This is a genomic window from Corynebacterium pelargi (assembly GCF_014635485.1).
In the GTDB taxonomy this organism is placed as follows: Bacteria; Actinomycetota; Actinomycetes; order Mycobacteriales; family Mycobacteriaceae; genus Corynebacterium; species Corynebacterium pelargi.
In genome coordinates, this window is the sequence record NZ_BMCX01000001.1 from 291,991 (window position 1) to 311,693 (window position 19,703).

The window sequence follows — 19,703 nt, forward strand, 5'->3', positions numbered from 1 at the left end:
GGAGCGCTGGTGTGGGACCTGCGTGCAGGTTCTACACCGTTGGCAGCCGCGCCGCGTGGCACGTTCATACGCAACAGGAAGCAGGATCATGACAACGTCCAACACACCCAAACCAGGTCCGCGCCCGGGAGCGCACCCAGGCCCGAAACCAGGACCTGTGCCCGGTCAGCACGCTAAGAGCCATCACACGCCCACACCTGGTGTTTTTGCTCAACAACATGGAGATGATCCACTTCGCTTTGGACGCGTGGATGATCAGGGAAATGTGTTCTTGCGCCGCGGTGATCAGGAGCGGCAAATCGCCTCCTGGCAGGCAGGCACCCCAGAAGAAGGTCTGCGCCACTACGCGCAGCGCTATGAGGATCTGGCAACCGAAATCGCGCTGCTGGAAACGCGCCTGCACACCCATCCCTCCGATGCTGCACACACCAAGCAGCTTGCCCAAGAGCTTCGTGATGGCCTCGATTCCGCGGCCGTGATCGGTGATATTGATGCCCTGGATGCGCAACTCGCGTCCATCATTGATCACGCCGATGATGCAGGCGAGCAGGCCAAGGTGGAAAAGGCGAAGCGTCGAGAAGCTGCGATTGCCAAGAAGGAAGCACTCGCTGCAGAGGCCGAGGAGATTGCCGAACATTCCACCGAGTGGAAGGCCGCCGGCGATCGCATCCGCGCGATTCTGGAGGAATGGAAGGGCATCCGCGGCATTGACCGCAAAACTGATGATCAGTTGTGGAAGCGCTACTCGCGTGCTCGTGATGCCTTCAACCGTCGCCGTGGTACGCACTTTGCGGAATTGGACCGTGGTCGCGCAGCCGCCAAGCGCACCAAGGAGGCCTTAGTTGAACAGGCCGAGGCCATCAAGGATTCGACCGATTGGAATGAAACCGCCCGAGCGTTCCGCGATCTGATGGATCAGTGGCGCAAGGCCGGTCGTGCGCCCCGCGAGGTCGATGACAAGCTGTGGGCAGCGTTTAAGGCTGCGCAGGATACCTTCTTTAGCGCCCGCAACGCCGTGCAGGCTGAACGCGACCGCGAGTTTGAAGATAATGCCAAGGCCAAAGACGAGCTGCTGGATATCTATGGCCCGCAGATCAATCCGGCGCTTGATCTTGAAGGCGCCAAAGAAAAGCTTCGCGAGCTGCAGGAAAAGTGGGAATCCATCGGCTTTGTCCCCCGTGCTCGCATTCGTGAATTCGAAGACAAGATCGCTAAGATCGAACGCGATGTCGCCGGCGCTGAGGACCAGCAGTGGCGTCGCACAGACCCCGAGGCTCAGGCGCGTGCGGCACAATTCCGTGCCAAGGTCGCAGAATTTGAAGAGCAGGCACAACAAGCAGAGGCCAAGGGCAAAGCGAAGAAGGCCACGCAGTTGCGTGAACAGGCAAAGCAGTGGCAGGAATGGGCGGATGCAGCCGAGCAGGCAGTAGCTGACCGCTAATCCACTAGCATGAAGAGCTATGCCCACGCTCTTTCGCCTTACTGCACCGGAGCCGCACACCGACGTAGGTGATGCGCTCCGGTCTTTTGTGTTTGCCGCCAATCTGCTCAGCCAAGACCTCACCGGTGATCCCGCGCTTTCCACCACCGCTGAGGCCGTGGCCCAAACACTTCGAGGCTCAAGCGAAACGGCTACCACCATCTATCTGCTCAGCGAGGCAGAGACGCAAACGCAGGACTTGCTCGACCCACCAGGCTTTGCCTTGGGGTTTGTGCAGATCTCCGAGCCCCTGCGCGCCGATGCTGACACGCTGGACTTCCAGATCATTCTGAATGCAGAATTGCAGCCCTTGCCCGATGAGGAACCGGATGAAGAAGTTCAGTCGATCATGCTTGAGCTTTTCGACGCCGCTGCCTCGCACGCCAAACGTTCGGGAAGAAGCGTGCTGCACACCTGGCTGGCCCGCGAAGATGAGCACAAAACCATGGCATGGCTTTCTCGCACGCTGCATGCCAAAGGCTTCCAAGCAAAACTGCAAGAAACACACGGCTGGATCGAGGTTTCGGCAGTGCCACAACCTCTGCCGCTTGATTCGGGGCTTCGAGCCGAATTCATCCAAGATTTCCAATTCCCCGAGCACTTAATCCCAGGTGTTGCCAGCATCCTCAGCATCGCCGACACGGACGTACCCCACGGTGGTTTAAGCACCCAACCAGGGCCTTGGGATGACACGCGCATCGCCACCATTGGCCAGGAATTGCGCGATCGCGGCAATCAAAGCCTCGGGGTGGTGTTACTTCAAGGTAATGAGGTCATCGGCTATAGCGAGGTTGTTCGCTACTGCACCGGCGATCTCAGCATTGCATGGCAGGGCATCACCGTGCTGCAAGAGCACGCCCGCGGTCAGGGGCTTGGTATGGCTATCAAGCAACTGCTGTTTGAGGCACTTCGCCAACACATGCCGGAAGTGCGACGCGTGTGCAGCGAAATCGCTGTTGATAATTCCCGCATGCTCGCCATCAATGAGCGTTTGGGCTTTCGTGCCCACACCACCTGGACCGCCCTTGAAGGGCAGGTGCTTTAAGAGTTCGGATCCTCGGCGCTTCGTTGATGCTTCTCGGCTGCACGCTTGCGGCGGTCGTCGACAAGCAAAGGATTAGACTGGGCTGAATCAAAGCCACGAGAACGCATGGACTCTTGCTGCGCAAGGCCCACGAAGTCGAGTTCATTGTGCTCGGCTCTCAAGGCTGCGGCATTGCGCTGCTCCTCACTACGGGCGAAAATCACGCAACTCATGGCGTAAATCAACACAATGATGGCCGCCACCTCAAGCATCAGGCCAATACCGATACCGCTAGCGCCGTCAACTTCCTTGCTTTGTAAACGCATCCAAAGCGCGAACAGCGAAAACAGCAGGGCGATGCCACCGATGAGGTACTGAATATTCGCCACCGCAGTCCTGCGGGTAATCAGCACTATTGCATTGAGCACCACCGCAGCTAGGGTGCCGAAAATAACGAAGATCGTCTCGGCGATGCGGACTTCGCCCTGTTGGGCTTTGTCATTGTTCAACAGCACATCAAAGCCGCGAACGTCTCCCGAGTGAGACAGCACGAGGCCAAGCGCAAAAGCGATGAGCGCTGCAAGCATGAACCAGCGGTAGTGCCGCAAATCAATGCGTTTTGCCGCTTGCTTTTCCGCTGCTGCGTAATCCATGCTTTCCTACCTTTTTAGTTGGTGCCCAAATGCGAATTGATGGAAGTGATCCGAGGGGCTGAAACCTAACAGCCACACCCCTGAGACTTTAGCGCTTTGCCCGCACCGATTTTTGGCATACCGAGCCCAACGCCAACCGGGGCCGTAGTGGGCACCTTGCCGGCAGCGCTCATATCACCGGCTTTGGTGCGGCGGTGGCTGAGCACTCCCCCATCGGCGATGAGGAAGTGGGGTTTCGCATCGGTGATTTCCACGGTCACAACGTCACCCGGGCGGATCTCACCGTCAGTGTCTCCACTGGGGCTAAAGTGCACCAAGCGGCCGTCGCGGGCACGCCCGCTCACGCGATGGGTCCGGTTGTTCTTCCTTCCGCCATCAGCTTGAACCAGCAACTCGACTTCGCTACCAAGCAGCTTTTGGTTTTCCTCCAGGCTGATACGTTCCTGCAAAGCAAGCAGGCGCTCATAGCGTTCCTGGACTACTTCTTTGGGGATCTGCTGCTCATACTCAGCAGCGGGAGTTCCAGGACGCGGTGAGTACTGGAAGGTAAATGCCGAGCTGAAACGGGCCCGCTCCACAACATCGAGAGTTGCTTGGAAATCTTCCTCAGTTTCTCCTGGGAAGCCGACGATGATATCGGTGGTGATCGCTGCGTGCGGTAGTTTCGAGCGAACCTCGTCTAAGATGCCCAGGAACTTCTTGGAGCGATACGACCGGCGCATCTCTTTGAGTACCTTGTCGGATCCCGATTGCAGCGGCATGTGCAAGTTGGGGCACACATTAGGCGTCTCTGCCATTGCGTCGATGACGTCGGAGGTAAATTCCGCGGGGTGCGGGCTGGTAAACCGCACCCGTTCTAAGCCTTCGATTTGCCCGCAAGCGCGCAGGAGTTTAGAAAATGCCGAGCGATCGCGCTCCATGTCTGGGTCAACGAAGTTCACACCATAGGCATTGACGTTTTGGCCCAGCAGCGTGACTTCGGATACGCCTTGATCCACCAAGGCTTGAACCTCGGCAAGGATATCCCCGGGGCGTCGATCTACTTCTTTACCGCGCAGCGAAGGCACGATACAGAAGGTGCAGGTGTTATTGCAGCCCACCGATACCGAGACCCAGCCGGCGTAGGCAGATTCTCGCTTGGCGGGCAAAGTCGATGGGAATTGTTCAAGTGCATCAACAATTTCCACCTGTGCTTTGCGGTTGTGGCGCGCACGTTCTAGGAGCACCGGCAGGGAGCCGATATTGTGCGTGCCGAACACGACGTCGACCCAGGGGGCTTTTTCCACAACGGTGTTCTTGTCCTTTTGGGCAAGGCAACCACCTACCGCAATTTGCATTCCGGGGTGTTCTTCTTTTGCTGCTCGCAGATGCCCCAGCGTGCCATAGAGGCGCATGTCGGCGTTCTCACGAACAGCGCAGGTGTTCAGCACCACCAAATCGGCGGCCTGCTCCCCTTCTGATTGCACATAGCCCGCATCTTCTAATAGACCGGAGAGACGTTCGGAATCGTGAACATTCATCTGGCAGCCGAAGGTGCGCACCTCGTAGGTGCGCGGCTGCTCGTTCTCGGGTGATTGGGCTAGTGAAATGCTATTGGGCTCTGACACGTGTGGCCATTGTAGTCAGCTTGTCAAAGAAGCCCTAAACGACACTATCCCTGCTCGCGTAGCTGCTCAATTCTTTGCTCAAGGCACTGTTTTGCCGTGCCAAAGGCGGCGGATTCCTGAAAGCCTCGCCGCGCCAGCACCCCAAGGATCCTGCGGAGGTATTTGTCGTATTCCGCTCTGGAGGTGGGGGCAGCCTTGATGCTGCGTGCTTTCTTCTGCGCCAGGCGCCACGCGAGCGCCTCTTCACTTTCCTGATCGATTTGCTCGAGTGCTTCATAGCGAAGATGCTCGGGCACGCCTTTGCTAATCAGCTCTCGGTTGAGTACCCGTCGAGTTTTTCCGCGGCGTTCATGCCGCTGGCGTACCCATTCTTTGGCAAAGGCGGCATCGTCGAGGAGGTTGCTTTGGCCGAGATCTTCGAGCACCTCATCGACTAACGCGGCCTCAAAGTCCAGTGCGAGTAGCCGTTCCCGCAGTTCGTGGCGTGAGCGTGCGCGCTGATCCAGCAAGAGCAGCGCGCGGTGACGCACCTTCGCTTTGTGTTCTTCGCGGGGCACGTCGAAGAGGTCGCTACCATTGCGCTCATAGGCTTCGAATGCGGCCTGGACGGTGGCCATGCGCTCCTCGAAAGTAGCCATTGACCTTAGGCTTCGTCCTCATCATCGAAGTCGACATTCGGAACCATATCGATGGGTTCATCACTGAGCTCATCTTCTTGGTTGGCAAATTCGCCGATGCCGAGCTTTTTCAGAATCTTCGTCTCGATCTCATTGGCTAGGGCCTGATTTTCCTTCAGATTCAGGCGTACCTTTTCTTTGCCCTGACCGAGCTGATCACCCTCGTAGGTAAACCAAGAGCCAGATTTCTTCACGATGCCGTTATCAACGGCCATGTCGATAATCGAGGACTCGCGAGAAATACCCTCGCCATACATGATGTCGAATTCGGCGATCTTAAACGGCGGCGAGACTTTATTCTTCACCACCTTCAAGCGCGTGCGGTTACCAATGGCATCCTGACCATCCTTCAAGGTCTGGATACGGCGCACATCACAGCGCACAGATGCGTAGAACTTCAGCGCCTTACCACCGGTGGTGGTTTCCGGAGAGCCGAACATCACGCCGATCTTTTCGCGCAACTGGTTAATAAAGATTGCGGTGGTGCCAGAGTTGTAGAGAGCGCCTGTCATCTTGCGCAGCGCCTGGCTCATCAAACGAGCCTGGAGGCCTACGTGGCTATCGCCCATTTCGCCTTCGATTTCAGCCTTCGGAGTCAGCGCTGCCACCGAGTCGATCACGATGATGTCGATTGCGCCGGAACGAACCAACATATCGGCGATTTCGAGTGCTTGTTCACCAGTGTCTGGCTGCGAGACCAAGAGGGCGTCGGTATCGACGCCGAGTTTCCTGGCGTACTCAGGATCGAGTGCGTGCTCAGCATCGATAAAGGCTGCGATACCGCCATCGCGCTGGGCGGAGGCAATAGCGTGCAAGGCGACGGTGGTTTTACCCGAAGATTCCGGACCATAGACCTCTACAATCCTGCCGCGCGGGAATCCTCCGATGCCGAGTGCTACGTCAATGGCGGTATTGCCAGAAGAGATGGCCTTAATTGGAGGACGGTTATCGTCGCCAAGGCGCATCACAGCACCTTTACCAAAGTCCTTCTCGATCATGGCGAGTGCCGAATCGAGTGCCTTTTGGCGGCTATTTGCGTCGTTCGACTTTGCTTTGGTGGTCTTTTTCGCTGCCATTGTTGTGCTCCTTGAAGCTGTTGTTGCTTTGTGAATTTTTTCGTGCCGTTGCTGTGGATCCAAAGACGCAGAGACTTCAGACGCAGAGACGTTGTGCCTCTACAAGCATTAGACGTAGTTTCTGCGCTTGGCGTTCCCTCTTAGAAGGAAAATGTGCCGCGGATACCACTGCACGCTCCTTTTAAGGTGTCGAGAAGGACTGTATCCAACAACCCCAGATCACTCAGCTTTTCCAACCGCTACTTTAGCAACTGTGTTCGAAGTTTGGAAATCTCCCACACCCGAATGTTCGAATGCGCTAGAAAAGCAAGCAGCAAAGCACCGAAAAGGCGCCCCGGAGCTGGCATAAGAATCCTGATTCTGATCCTCTGCAAGCCTCAACGGGGCGCCGAAATAACCAGGCGTCTAGGCCTCGCCACGCAATTCGCGCATCTTGCGAGCCACGGCATCGTCAGCGGCCTGAACATTGGGCTGCTGCGCGTTGCTGTCTTGTGCCGACTGCGCTTGGTGCTCGATAGCTTCCTGCTTCGGTGCGCTTTGGAGTGAACCGCCCATTTCTGCGCGAATCTGCTCGAGGCGGGAGTGGCCGGCCATCTGGACGCTGGCCTGCTCTACTTCAGCCATGCGACCCTGCACGGAATTTTGTGCGAGCTCTGCGCTACCAAGGGCATTGGCATAGCGGCGTTCGATCTTCTCACGAACCTGATCCAAGTTCGGAGTGTCGCGGTTGCCGATGGAGTTCATCGACTGCATCGACTCGGCGACCTTTTCTTGCATCTTGGCCTGCTCAAGCTGGCTCAGCAGCTTGGAACGCTCGGCAATCTTCTGCTGGAGCACCATGGAGTTGCGCTCCACTGCCTTCTTAGCCGACTCTGCCTGCTGAAGCGCTTGATCATGCAGTTGCTTGGTATCTTCCACCGACTGCTCGGCGGTCACAAGCTGCGCTGCGAATGCCTCTGCGGCATTTTCGTACTCAACAGCCTTTTGCTGATCGCCCTTCGCACGAGCTTGATCTGCTAATTGCAGCGCCTGGCGAGTATTAGCCTGGAGCTTTTCGATTTCGCCCAGGCGACGGTTGAGCTGCATTTCGAGTTGGCGCTGATTACCAATGACAGCAGCCGCCTGCTGGGAAAGCTCCTGATGCTGGCGCTGAGCATCTTCAATAGCCTGCTGTATCTGTACTTTGGGATCAGCGTTTTCTTCGATCTTGTTATCGAACAAGGCCATCAAGTACTTCCAGCCTTTGCTAAAAGGGTTCGCCATTGAGCTAATCAAGCCTTTCTACGTCGAGCAATATGCTGCGACCATCGTTGTGCGTGGGTTTTCTTATGCATCAGTCTACTGTGCGCGACATCATCGGCAGCGCACAGTAGCTGGAGTGCTTCTAGTTACACGTGAGCCAAATCCGCGTCACGCAACGCCATCGTGCCGGCGGCCTCGATCAAGACATCCGGGACGGTGGTGCCAAGAGCGCTACACACTGAAGCCAACAATTCGCTGGAGACTTCCTTGCGTCCGCGTTCTAGCTCTGAGAGGTATCCGGGAGACACCCTCGAGGCTTCTGCCAGCTCTCGTAGTGTGATGCCCTTATCGGCACGGAAAGAGCGCAGTGCGGACCCAAGAGCCTCACGCAACAGCGGTTGTGGCACTGCCTTGCGCGCGGGAGTTGCCACCGGCTTATCAAGTACTGCGGTGTATTTCATCATCACTTCCTTTAACGCGGGTGCTCCAGAATTTGTTCCCCAATGACATCAATTGCCCAATCAATCGCCGCATCTACGCTGCTTGCCCGGATCTCATTCCGGCTTCCTTTCAAGCCGGATTCACCCCCAAGCTTTTGAAAGCGACTCGATTCCGGGCCTGCGATCCCGCACCACACCGTACCGACCGGGTGCCCATCCTGGGTACCGGGGCCTGCCACACCAGTTAATGCAATGGCGTAGTCGGCTGAGCAACGCTTGCGCGCACCCTGAGCCATCGCTTCTGCCACTTGCCCGGACACCACGGTGTGATCATTGATCAGCGCCGCATCCACACCGGCAAGAGACACCTTGAGGTCAGTGGCGTAGGTAATAAGCCCGCCGCGTAGCACCGCACTTGCGCCAGGCACCTGGGCCAGACTTGCAGCCAGCAAACCGGCACTGAGGGATTCGCAGGTGGCGATAGTGCAGCCACGAACGCGAGCAAGATCAACCAGCACCTTTGCTTGGCGCTCGATGCTGCCTTCTATCGCTTCGATGGGGTTGCTCATTGAAGGTTGCGCTTTGGTTTTTTAGCCTGCTGGGAATCGACGAGGTACTGCACGCCCGTGTACACCGTGACTGCTACTGCAGCGAGCATGACCAAAAAGACCGGGATATCCAACCAGCTTGGCAGCGGGATCAGGTAGAGCGAAACCGCAAGTGCCTGCAACGTGGTCTTGATTTTGCCGCCCTTGGAGGCCGGGACGACGTGGCCGGCGCGAAGTTGGAACATCCTCCAGACGGTGATGCCGAGCTCTCGCACCATGATCACGATGGTGACCCACCACGGCAATGCGCCGGTGAGGTTCAGACAGATCAGCGCCGCCGCCATGAGGGCTTTATCGGCGATGGGATCAGCGATCTTGCCAAAGTCGGTGACGATACCTCGGGCTCGGGCGATATCGCCGTCGAGCTTGTCAGTGATCATCAGCAGCACGAACACGATGAATGACCACCACATCCACCCTGGGTGGACGTTATCGCCTTTTAGCACCAGCCAGGCAAACAACGGAATGGCGATGATCCTCACACTGGTGAGGACGTTCGGCAGATTCCAATTGGATTGTTGCTTCACGCTTTGCGCGGCCATCGGACCCCTTTCTTCCTAAGAAGTACCCTACCCGGATTGCTCGCGATCGCATTACGATGGCACCCATGAACGTCTTTGCCATTGAATACACCTACCGCCCCGATAGTGAAGCAATCCAGCAGATCCGTCCGCGTCACCGCGAGTTTTTGCGGGAATTGCTCGATAGCGGCAACTTGATCGGCTCCGGCCCATATACCGATGGCGACGGTGGTGCATTGATCCTGATTCGCCTCCCCGAGCCTGCTTCGCTTACCGACGCCGAGGAGTTGATGAACCAGGATCCCTTCTATGTAGAAGGCGCCCTTGAAGCTCGCACGTTCCACACATGGAACCCGGTGCTCAATGTGTTCAAAGACCCGCAAAGCGCTCGCTAACTCGTCTTCTACTCCCGCGCAGTTCCAAGCCTTCATTACAAAGCAAAGCCCACCATCGCTTTTCGACGAAGCGTTGGTGGGTCTTGTGTCTGTGGCAGCGCTTAGTGGGGGCGCACACCACCCATGTTCTCATCGCGCTTGGATTTAATGATGGAGGCAACGGCGGTAATCACGAGGACTCCCACGATCACCACCAGCGATGCAGCGGTGGATACCTCAGGTACGTGGACCGATTCGCCACCATTGACAAACGGCAAGGTGTTCTCGTGCAGTGCGTGCAGCAGCAGCTTGACGCCGATGAAGGCAAGAATGACACCAAGGCCATAGGAGAGGTACACCAGGCGATCAAGCAGGCCGTCGAGCAGGAAGTACATCTGGCGCAAGCCCATCAATGCGAAGGCATTGGCGGTGAAGACGATGTAGGGATCCTTGGTCAGACCGAAGATCGCGGGGATCGAGTCGAAGGCGAACATCAGGTCAATGAAGCCCACCGAGACAAGCGCGAGCATCAATGGGGTGACCATGCGCTTGCCGTTTTCCTTGCTAAAGAGCTTATCGCCGTGGAATTCCTCGGAAACAGGAATGAACTTGCGGGTGAGCTTCACCATCAACATGTCATTGACTTCGGTCTCTTCTTTGTCGCGCACCTCATCGACGATGAGTTTGATTGCGGTGTAGAGCAGGAAAATACCAAAGAGGTAGAACACCCAAGACCACGCGGCAATCGCTGCCGCGCCAATGCCGATGAAAATACCGCGGAAGATCAACGCCAGGGCAATACCGATGAGCAGCACCTTTTGTTGGTATTCGCGAGGAATTTTAAAGCTGGAGATGATCAGCGCGAAGATGAAGAGGTTGTCTACGCTGAGCGAAAGTTCGGTGATGTAGCCGGCGAAGAACTCCACGCCCTTTGAGTGATCACCCGCGCTGCCTCCACCGAAGTACCACAGGAAGCCGCCGAACAGGCAGGCGAGGATGACATAAAACGCCATCCATCCGCCGGCTTCTTTCATGGTGGGTTCGTGCGGCTTGCGCACGTGCGAGACAAAGTCGAAGGTGATAAAACCAAGCAGCACAACTGCGGTAATCACCCAGGTAATGGCATGTACTTCCATCAAATCCTCCGGTTAATAACTGTGCAATAAAAACCGGAGGTCTCCCCCACTTCGCTTCTAGCGTTTGCGAAGCCGACACGACCGGGGCCGTCTACACCGTGGTGGTGTATTGGCAACCGTGTTGACGATCAATGCCGCGGGCGGGGTACTCCCCTCCAATTGTCGAGGGGCAAGTGTATCCCAACCCACGCCATGTTGCATATTCGGAGCCTTTTCCAGGCATCTGGATAAGGCCCCGCGCTGCTCTTAGGGCTTTAGAAGGCGTTGCCGGTGGGATTGACCGTGGCCTGCACGGTGGTGGACCCACCATTTGATTCATCGGCTTCTTTGGGAGCCTCTGCTGGATCGGCGCCTTTGATCATCCAAATGATGGTGTCGAGCTCTTCGGGCTTGACCAGCACCTCGCGAGCCTTCGATCCCTCGGAGGGACCGACCACGCCACGGGTTTCCATCAGGTCCATCAGGCGTCCAGCCTTAGCAAAGCCGATGCGAAGCTTGCGCTGCAGCATGGAGGTAGAACCGAGCTGAGAAGTCACCACAAGCTCAACGGCCTGGAGCAGATCTTCAAGATCATTGCCGATATCCGCGTCAATGTCTTTCTTCGCTTCTGCGGCTTTGTCCTCGGTCACGCCCTCGGTGTAATCGGGTTCGCCCTGTTCCTTGGCGGCAGCGACTACCTCATAGACTTCCTCATCGCTCACAAACGCGCCCTGGAGGCGTTGGGGTCGACCACCCTGCGGGATAAAGAGGCCATCGCCCATGCCGATGAGCTTTTCGGCTCCAGCCTGATCCAGGATCACGCGCGAGTCGGTCAGTGAGGAGGTTGCGAACGCCAAACGTGAAGGAACGTTCGTCTTGATCAAACCGGTGACCACGTCTACAGAGGGACGCTGCGTTGCCAGCACCAGGTGAATACCTGCGGCACGAGCCTTTTGCGTGATGCGCACGATGGAATCTTCGATTTCCTTCGGCGCCGTCATCATCAAGTCTGCCAGCTCGTCAACCACACACACGATGTAGGGATACGGCTTATATTCGCGTTCTGATCCCATCGGTGTTTGGATCTCGCCAGCCTTGACCTTCTTATTGAAGTCCTTGATGTGGCGTACACGAGCAGACTTCATATCCATGTAGCGCTGCTCCATCTCCTCTACCAACCACTGCAAAGCAGCCGAGGCCTTCTTTGGCTGGGTGATAATCGGAGTAATCAGGTGGGGAATGCCTTCGTATGGCGTAAGTTCCACCATTTTCGGATCCACCAGGATCAGGCGCACATCTTCAGGTGTGGCTCGGGTCAGCAGCGAGACCAGCAAGGAGTTTACAAAGGCCGATTTACCGGATCCGGTTGAGCCGGCCACCAGTAGGTGCGGCATCTTCTGAATCGAGTGGGTAACAAAAGAGCCTTCGATGTCCTTACCTAAGCCAATGAGCATGGGGTCATGGTCATTCAGGGTTGCAGGTGCGTTGAGCACATCACCAAGGCGCACGATCTCGCGATCCGCATTCGGCACCTCGATACCCACTGCCGACTTACCTGGAATAGGAGTAAGCAAGCGGACATTGTCGGTGGCAACAGCGTAGGCAAGGTTGGATTGCAGGTTGGTGATTTTCGAGACCTTCACGCCTGGGCCAAGCTCGATCTCGTAGCGAGTCACTGTCGGACCGCGGGAGAAACCGGTGACGTGAGCATCTACCTTGAACTCTTCAAAGACCGCACTAATCGCCTCGATGATGCGATCATTGGCTGCAGAGTGCGTCTTTGCTTGAGCACCGGGAACTAAGAGCCCAGTGCTTGGTAGCTGATACTGCTTATCGTCGGCAGCAGGCGCTGCTTGCTCGCGCTGCTTGGGCGCCTCGGTGGTGTTACGTGATGCCGCTGCGTCTTCTACTCGTTTGCGTCCTGCTGCCACCACATCGCGGGCTGCCTCTGCTGCTGCGACTTTGGTACGCGCTGCAGATTGGGCTGCAGCACCGGCTGCCGCGGCCCCTGCTGCGGCGGCAGTTCCCATGGCGGCAGCACCAGCTTGTGCTGCCGAGGAGCCCGAACGCGGGCGAGGTGTCACTCGCGTTGGTTCCACCGCGGGCATGGTTTCGGTATCGGCATCGCGCGGGGGTCGCTTGCCTGTAGGAGTGCCACCGAAGAGGGTTTGCTGCTTCGGCTCCTCGTCGAGCGGATATGCCTCCATCGGGCTCATGCGCGGCGGCTGCTCTGCCCGCTGAGCGCGAGGCGTTTGTCCCCTATCGCCGATAGGACCTGGGTTGGAACGATCGAGTACCTCGGTGGCCTCTACCTCATTACGCGGTTGGTAGCTGCGTTCTTGTCGGCGGTAAGGGCGAAGGGGCAGCTCCGCATCCTCGTCGAGCTCATCGAGTTCATCAACGGTCTCGTAGGCATCATCGAAGAAGTCATCGTCTTCGGCAAAGCGCGCTTCACGGGCTTCTTTGCGCTCTGCAATGAAGTCGCGGATTGCGTCGACAAGCTCTCGAACGGTGATATCCGAGGCCTTCAGGGCTCCGAAGAACAGGATAATGACCAGCAGTGGCACCGCGATGACGCTGCTAAATCCTGCCGCTAATGGCCCGCCGATCAAAGCGCCAAGCGCGCCGCCGGCCTCCATACGTTGGGTCCACTGCGAAGGATTACCTGCGAATACGTGGACGAGGCCAAGCATGGACACCACGATGAGTGCGGTGCCGATGGCGATGCGCGTGCGAGCTTTGGCATCGGGGCGGTGCCCCAGCATCAATGCGATGGCCATTGCCAGAAGGCCAAGTGGCAGCACCAGGGCGCCGGCACCAATACCGAGGTGTACCAGGCGCGCGATTGCTTCGCCGATAGGGCCTGCGATGTTCAGCCACACAGAAGTTCCGAGAACCACGGCGAAGGCCAACAGTGCTAAGCCAATTGCATCTGCACGCTGTTGATCCATTGGTTGTGCTTCTGCCTCTTCGCCTTCATTCGGCGAAGCATCCGCGCGATCAGCTTCGCGCGGATGTGGCTCGTTGTTGAAGAAGTCGTCCTCTATGGGCTCTTCTTCGTCCCGGCTGCGAGCAAAGGGTTTTGCCACTCCCCTGGTGAGCTTGCCCATGCCACGGGCGGTGGCACCGAATACAGAGGCGATGCCGTGGCCTACCGGTTTGAAGGCTGAGCCTGTGCGCTCGCCGGAAGAATCTGCGGCACGCTGAGATGCGGCCACCATGGAAGTGGTAGGCGTAGTGCCGCGTTGGCGGCTGCTCGATGATTTCCTGCCTGGACCTTTTGAGGCAGCCGTAGACGAGCCGCTACGTTTCTTGCGGCTCGATCCTGGCGATGGCGACGTGGAGCTCCTGACAGTCATGCCCTCCACTCTAGACGGTCAAATCACAACAATCACATTTGCAACACCGAACGCAGCAATAACTTTTTGACAAGCCTAGATACTTGACCGCTGAATTGCCTGTTCAGGACCGTGGATTTCCACCTCTGCGATATCACGCCCGAACACCCACAACAACAGCTCACCTAGCGCGCCTCGGACATGCACGACCTGATCACCTTGATCGCTGACACCGCGCTGATCCTTTGCCACGATCCTCGGCATCCCCTCGGGTTCCAGCACTACGGGCGCGCTTGAGCCTTTAAGAAACCTCGGCGCCATCATCTTCAAGGCGCGGTGAAGCTGCTCGGCATCCTCGCCCGCGAAGGTTCGTGGCCCCTCCCCATTGGCGCGACGGACGTCCTCGTGATGAATAAAGTGTTCCGCGGCATTCATCACCGCATCCACGTAACGGATTGGGTTGAGCTTTCCAGGGCCGCGTTCCCAGTCAGCAACAAGCGATTGATAGTCGCGAGCCTTTTGCTCCTCGGTGGCCTGTTGGAGCTTGTCTTCAAAACGCTCAAAGAACATGCCGGCGGCCGCAAGGGGTTGGTGCTCGCGGAGGTAAAGGTGGGCTGCCATATCTCGGCAATCCCAACCCTCGCAGAGCGTGGGCGCATCAGGGCCGTAGCGTCGAAGCGATTGGGCAAGGGCGTGGCGTTCTTGGGAAGCAAAACTCATAGCGCCTCAGTGTACTCCCATATAAGTGATTGCCCATGTATCCAAGGAGGCACCGATACCGTAGCTCTGCTGCCAAGCCCAATCTTTGGTTGAGGCTGTATCGCTGATATGCGCAACGCCCCCTAGGTTGCTAGGGGGCGTTGTGGGATTTGAGCTATATGGCTCGCGGGAACCTGTTAGAGGCTTTCGCGGGAAGCGTAGATCTCTTGATCATTAGCTTTCACGTCGGTAGCCGTCATGGGGATCACCGTAGGCATGATCATCGGCTTACGCCGCCACGTTTGCTCCACATAGCGCGATACGCGACGGCGGAGCTGACCCACCATACGGTAAGGATCATTTTCACCCTCGGCTGCCAGATCATTCATGGTGTTGTAGGCAAGCTCGGAAATCTCCGGCATCATCGCAACAGCATCCTCGGAGAAGCCCTTGGCCTCTACCCTGGGCTGTTCAAGAAGCTGACCGGTGCGGTTATCAATCACAGCGGTAATCGAGATCAGGCCACCTTCACCCAAAGAGGCACGCTCTTCAAGAACCTCGGCATCGATATCACCCATGGTGACACCATCGACGTAGAGGTGACCAACCGGAATCTGGCCAACCACGCGGGCGCGGCCATCAACCAGATCAACCACCACACCGTTTTGTGCCAGCACGACGCGATCGCGCTCAACACCGGTGGAGATGGCCAGCTCTTTATTTGCGCGCAGGTGGCGCCACTCACCGTGAACCGGCATGGCGTTGGTGGGACGAGCTGCGTTGTACAAGAAGAGCAACTCACCTGAGTAACCGTGGCCAGAGGTGTGAACCTTGGCGTCCTTGCCAGTAATCACGGTGGCGCCGATTTGGGCGAGCATGTTGATCACACCAAAGACGGCTTCTTCATTGCCGGGCACCAGCGAGGAGCTCAAGATAATGAGGTCACCATCGCGCACCGTGATCTGGCGGTGCTCGCGACGAGCCATGCGCGACAAGGCAGCCATCGGCTCGCCCTGCGTACCGGTGGTGATCAGCATAACCTTATGCGGAGCCATCTTGGCGGCGTCATCCATGGTCACGATGGTGCCGCGGGGTGCCTTGAGGTAGCCCATCTTCTCTGCGATTTCCATGTTGCGAATCATGGAACGACCATTGAAGGCGACCTTGCGGCCTGCTGCCACGGCAGCATCGACGGCTGCCTGCACGCGATACACATTCGAGGCGAAAGACGCCAGAATCACGCGCTGCTTGGCCTCAGCTACCAGACGCTTCAAGGTCGGTGCGATATCAGCCTCGGAGCCGGACACACCAGGAGTGGTGGCATTCGTCGAGTCGCAAAGCAGCAAGTCCACGCCCTCATCACCAAAGCGGGACAGCGCGGGAAGGTCGGTGGGGCGACCGTCGGTAGGCGTTTGATCCAGCTTGATGTCGCCGGTGTGCACCACGAGACCAGCGCCGGTCTTAATGGCAACACCCAAGCAATCCGGGATGGAGTGATTGACTGCCCAGAAACGGATATTAAATGGGCCGTAGTTCACATTGGACTGCTCATTGACCTCGACCAGCTTTGGACGCTGACGGTGCTCGCGAGTCTTCGCAGCAATCAAGGCCAAGGTGAATTTCGAAGCTACGATCGGAATGTCGTGGCGCAGCTTGAGCAGCCACGGGATAGCGCCGATGTGGTCTTCGTGTCCGTGGGTGACCACGAGAGCCTCAACGCGATCGAGGTGCTCTTCAATTGGACCGAAGTCGGGCAGGATCAAGTCCACGCCCGGCTCGCCCGAGGATGGGAACAACACACCGCAGTCGACGATGAGCAGGCGGTTGTTGTACTCGAATACGGTCATGTTGCGGCCGATTTCCGAGATGCCGCCGAGTGCGTAGATACGCAGACCGTTCTTTGGAGCCTTCGGCGGCTGTGGTAGGCGCTCGGTAAGGTCGGCGCCCTGCATGGACTTCACCACATTGCGGCGACCGCGGTTGTTATTGGAACCGTTGTTGTTGCCGCCACCGTTGTTGTTTTGGTTGCGGTTGTTGCGGTTGCCACCATTGGAGCCATTATTGCCGCCATTGTTTCGCCCACGGCCTTTAGCGTTCTTGCCGTTCCCGCGGCCTCGGCCGTTGTTCTTCTTCTCGGCCGATTGCTTCTTCTCGTTCTGGGCTTTGTTGTTGTCGTTTTTTGGCTCGGATGCCGAATCTTGTGCCGGCGCCTTGAATACAGGCACCTCTGCCTCTGGCGATCCAGCCTTGCGGGTAACCCTACGAGAGCGGTTACGGGGTTCAGTCATATTTATAAAACTCCAGCTTGTTCCATATCACGGCGGAGAGCCTCAAGTTCTTCTTCGTTGGGGGCAACGATAGGCAAACGAGGATCTCCAACCTCAATACCCTGTAGCCGCAGTCCAGCCTTTGCCAGACTTACGCCACCCAATCGTCCCTGGGCTGCTACAAGATGCGCCAACTTGGCATTAATTTCACGAGCGCGGACCAAATCGCCTGCGCTAAACGATGTGTGAAGTGCTCGCAGCTCGGCGGGAGCAAGATGCCCCACAACGGAAATGAAGCCCGTTGCACCGACGCTTAACCATGGGAGGTTCAAAGGATCGTCACCCGAATACCAGGCAAGCCCGGTTTGGTCGATCAGCGTGGTAGCCGCTGCGATGTCCCCTTTAGCATCCTTGACTGCGCGGACGTTTTCAAGTTCAGCGAGTCGGAGCAAGGTTTCGGTACTGATCGGAATGACCGAACGCGGGGGAATGTCGTATAAGCAAATGGGAAGCTCAGTGGCCTCTGCCACGGCTTTGAAGTGTTGATACACACCCTCCTGACTCGGCTTGGAGTAGTAGGGGGTAACGATAAGCAAGGAATCTGCACCTGCTGCTTCAAACTCTCGAGCAAGCTTGACTGAGGTGGCAGTGTTATTGGTGCCAGCTCCGCCAATGAGTTTGATCTCCGGGCCAACCGCTTCACGGACAGCCTTGAGCAGGGCTAACTTTTCCTCCACGGTGGTCGTGGGCGACTCACCTGTGGTGCCAGCCAGCACCAAGGAATCCACACCGGCTTCTACCAGGTGGGAGGCAAGCCGCTGACCAGCATCAAGGTCAAGTGCGCCTTCAGAATCAAAGGGGGTGACCATTGCTACGGAAACGGTACCAAAGTGCTCGCTTCCGGTCTTTGCCGTCAATCCATTGCTCATGACCATTCAGAGTACCCTGTACTTCCCCACCATCGCCGAAGACCTACCCAATAAGGTGCGAGGAATCCTAGCGCCTTCACATCATCCTGGCGCAAATGCGCACATTAGTCGGTGACGTAGGGGCTGGTTGCCATCAACGTGCCGTCGGCAAGCTCGGAAACTTCAAAGTCATCAAATACCACCGGTGCCTGGCGCTTCAGCAGCGTCAAGCACTCCAGGGCCAATTGACGAATCTCCAAATCCGCGTGCTCGCTTGCCCGCATACCAATGAAGTGGCGCCACGCGCGGAAATTGCCGGTGACCACCACTCGCGACTCCGTTGCGTTAGGCAAAATGGCACGCGCTGCCTGGCGCGCCTGTTTTTTACGCAATAAGGCGTTGGGCTCCTCGCTCATGCGCTCTTCAAGGCCCTGGAGCAGGTCCTCGTAGACGAAGCGCACATCGTCAACGGCGTTGAGGAAGATGCGCTGCAGCTCAGGATCCTTGGCAATCAGGTCTGGCACGACAACTTCTGCTTCCTCGGTGTGCACAAAGCGCTGGGATAGCTGCGAAAAGGAGAAATGCCGGTGCCGCATGAGTTCATGGGTGGCCGAACGCGAAAGCCCACGGATATACACGGTGGCGGTGGCGTGCTCGAACAAGGCCGTATGCCCTACCTCGAGAATGTGCCTGAGATAGGTTGCATTCTGCGAGGTGCGAGGATTTGGTTTGTGGAAGGTCTCGTAGCAGGCCCGCCCGGCAAATTCGATCAGCGCTTCAGCGTCGGTGGCTTCCTCGGGTTGTTGCCATGCAATATCCGCCGGAGGATGAAAGCTTGAGCAAGCAATCAGCTCGACCGATAATTCGGATTGTTTTGCCATTAGATATCGAGGTAGTGATCCAGACCAACGGTGAGACCATCGTGCTGTGCGACTTGGCGCACGCCGATTAACACACCCGGCACGAAGGATGTGCGGTCATAAGAATCCTGGCGGATACTCAGCGATTGGCCTTGGGTGCCGAAGATTACTTCTTCGTGTGCCACCATGCCCGTCATGCGAACGGCGTGCACCGCTACCCCATCAACGTTGGCACCACGAGCGCCTTCGAGGCTTTGCTCGGTGGCGTCGGGTTGGGCGCCTAATCCAGCTTCTCGACGAGCCTGCGCAATTCCTTCGGCGGTGTGGATGGCGGTGCCAGAGGGCGCATCCAGCTTATTGGGGTGGTGATACTCCACCACCTCTGCAGACTCGAAGAAGCGAGCAGCTTGACGGGCAAAACTCATGGTCAACACAGCAGAAATGGCAAAGTTCGGCGCGATCAGAACATTGGCCTCGCTGTCTTGGCACCACTGGCGAACCTGGTCGAGCCTCTCGCTATCGAAGCCGGTGGTACCGACCACGCAGTGGATGCCGTTGCGGATGCAGAACTCAAGGTTGTCCATCACGGAGTTAGGCGTGGTGAAATCGACAATCACCTCGGTGCCGCTATCTACCAGCGCCTGGAGATCGTCTTCGCGGTCTAATGCTGCCGAAAGCTCAAGATCCTCGGCCGCTTCCACACCTTGCACCACCGCTTGACCAACGCGACCTTGAGCGCCAAGGACGCCAACCTTGATTGCCATGTACTCTGCTCCTCGTTTTGATGCTTTCGCTTGTGAGTTTCCTTGCAAGC

18 protein-coding genes are annotated in these 19,703 nt (G+C 57.4%); 3 read left to right on the forward strand and 15 right to left on the reverse strand.

All coding sequences use genetic code 11. From position 1 onward, the window contains the following. Nucleotides 1-88 precede the first annotated feature (88 nt). Both IEU99_RS01335 and IEU99_RS01340 read left to right on the forward strand, forming a co-directional pair. Nucleotides 89-1,441 carry a DUF349 domain-containing protein gene (locus tag IEU99_RS01335; RefSeq protein ID WP_128889684.1) on the forward strand — a complete coding sequence of 451 codons (1,353 nt, stop codon included), beginning with the start codon at nt 89-91 and terminating at the stop codon, nt 1,439-1,441. A 19-nt stretch (nt 1,442-1,460) separates the two neighbouring features. Next, nucleotides 1,461-2,525: a GNAT family N-acetyltransferase gene (locus IEU99_RS01340; protein WP_128889683.1), complete on the forward strand. Its 1,065-nt coding sequence runs from the start codon at nt 1,461-1,463 to the stop codon at nt 2,523-2,525. On the opposite strand, the gene IEU99_RS01345 is transcribed toward IEU99_RS01340, so the two are convergent. The 8 genes from IEU99_RS01345 to pgsA form a co-directional block, all read right to left on the reverse strand. Then, complete coding sequence (locus IEU99_RS01345; RefSeq protein WP_128889682.1) at nt 2,522-3,157, reverse strand: Rv2732c family membrane protein; 636 nt, start codon at nt 3,155-3,157, stop codon at nt 2,522-2,524. The genes IEU99_RS01340 and IEU99_RS01345 overlap by 4 nt on opposite strands. 65 nt (nt 3,158-3,222) lie before the next feature. After that, nucleotides 3,223-4,764 carry a tRNA (N6-isopentenyl adenosine(37)-C2)-methylthiotransferase MiaB gene (gene miaB / locus IEU99_RS01350; RefSeq protein ID WP_188358268.1) on the reverse strand — a complete coding sequence of 514 codons (1,542 nt, stop codon included), beginning with the start codon at nt 4,762-4,764 and terminating at the stop codon, nt 3,223-3,225. A 44-nt stretch (nt 4,765-4,808) separates the two neighbouring features. Then, on the reverse strand, nt 4,809-5,402 hold the full coding sequence (locus IEU99_RS01355) for a regulatory protein RecX (protein ID WP_128889681.1): 594 nt from the start codon (nt 5,400-5,402) through the stop codon (nt 4,809-4,811). 5 nt (nt 5,403-5,407) lie between these two features. Next, nucleotides 5,408-6,517, reverse strand: coding sequence for a recombinase RecA (gene recA, locus IEU99_RS01360; RefSeq protein WP_128889680.1), 1,110 nt, complete (start codon nt 6,515-6,517; stop codon nt 5,408-5,410). Between the two features lie 405 nt (nt 6,518-6,922). Further along, nucleotides 6,923-7,780 carry a PspA/IM30 family protein gene (locus tag IEU99_RS01365; protein ID WP_128889679.1) on the reverse strand — a complete coding sequence of 286 codons (858 nt, stop codon included), beginning with the start codon at nt 7,778-7,780 and terminating at the stop codon, nt 6,923-6,925. 125 nt (nt 7,781-7,905) lie between these two features. Continuing rightward, nucleotides 7,906-8,223, reverse strand: coding sequence for a helix-turn-helix domain-containing protein (locus IEU99_RS01370; RefSeq protein WP_128889678.1), 318 nt, complete (start codon nt 8,221-8,223; stop codon nt 7,906-7,908). A gap of 8 nt (nt 8,224-8,231) precedes the next feature. Further along, nucleotides 8,232-8,768, reverse strand: a complete 537-nt coding sequence (locus IEU99_RS01375; protein ID WP_128889677.1) for a CinA family protein — start codon at nt 8,766-8,768, stop codon at nt 8,232-8,234. Continuing rightward, complete coding sequence (pgsA, locus tag IEU99_RS01380) at nt 8,765-9,349, reverse strand: CDP-diacylglycerol--glycerol-3-phosphate 3-phosphatidyltransferase (RefSeq protein ID WP_128889676.1); 585 nt, start codon at nt 9,347-9,349, stop codon at nt 8,765-8,767. Before pgsA ends, IEU99_RS01375 begins: the two co-directional genes overlap by 4 nt. 65 nt (nt 9,350-9,414) lie before the next feature. Here pgsA and IEU99_RS01385 point away from each other — a divergent pair, with 65 nt between their 5' ends. Then, entirely contained in the window at nt 9,415-9,723 is a 309-nt protein-coding gene (locus tag IEU99_RS01385; protein WP_128889675.1) for a YciI family protein, read from the forward strand. Nucleotides 9,724-9,824: 101 nt separating this feature from the next. Here the strand turns inward: IEU99_RS01385 and IEU99_RS01390 are convergent, their stop codons facing one another. The 7 genes from IEU99_RS01390 to dapB all read right to left on the reverse strand — a co-directional run bounded on the left by IEU99_RS01390 (nt 9,825) and on the right by dapB (nt 19,653). Beyond that, a complete protein-coding gene (locus IEU99_RS01390; protein ID WP_128889674.1) occupies nt 9,825-10,838 on the reverse strand; it encodes a TerC family protein in 1,014 nt (337 codons plus the stop codon). Between the two features lie 254 nt (nt 10,839-11,092). Continuing rightward, nucleotides 11,093-14,176 (reverse strand): DNA translocase FtsK, encoded by a 3,084-nt coding sequence (locus IEU99_RS01395; protein ID WP_128889673.1) that lies wholly within the window; start codon nt 14,174-14,176, stop codon nt 11,093-11,095. 75 nt (nt 14,177-14,251) lie between these two features. Then, nucleotides 14,252-14,875, reverse strand: a complete 624-nt coding sequence (locus IEU99_RS01400) for a TIGR03085 family metal-binding protein (protein WP_128889672.1) — start codon at nt 14,873-14,875, stop codon at nt 14,252-14,254. Nucleotides 14,876-15,051: 176 nt separating this feature from the next. Next, nucleotides 15,052-17,142, reverse strand: coding sequence for a ribonuclease J (locus IEU99_RS01405; RefSeq protein ID WP_128889671.1), 2,091 nt, complete (start codon nt 17,140-17,142; stop codon nt 15,052-15,054). Nucleotides 17,143-17,144: 2 nt separating this feature from the next. Then, on the reverse strand, nt 17,145-18,050 hold the full coding sequence (dapA, locus tag IEU99_RS01410; RefSeq protein ID WP_128889670.1) for a 4-hydroxy-tetrahydrodipicolinate synthase: 906 nt from the start codon (nt 18,048-18,050) through the stop codon (nt 17,145-17,147). Between the two features lie 104 nt (nt 18,051-18,154). Continuing rightward, nucleotides 18,155-18,910 (reverse strand): FAD-dependent thymidylate synthase, encoded by a 756-nt coding sequence (gene thyX, locus IEU99_RS01415; RefSeq protein WP_128889669.1) that lies wholly within the window; start codon nt 18,908-18,910, stop codon nt 18,155-18,157. Continuing rightward, nucleotides 18,910-19,653 carry a 4-hydroxy-tetrahydrodipicolinate reductase gene (gene dapB / locus IEU99_RS01420; RefSeq protein WP_128889668.1) on the reverse strand — a complete coding sequence of 248 codons (744 nt, stop codon included), beginning with the start codon at nt 19,651-19,653 and terminating at the stop codon, nt 18,910-18,912. Before dapB ends, thyX begins: the two co-directional genes overlap by 1 nt. Between the last annotated feature and the right edge of the window lie 50 nt (nt 19,654-19,703).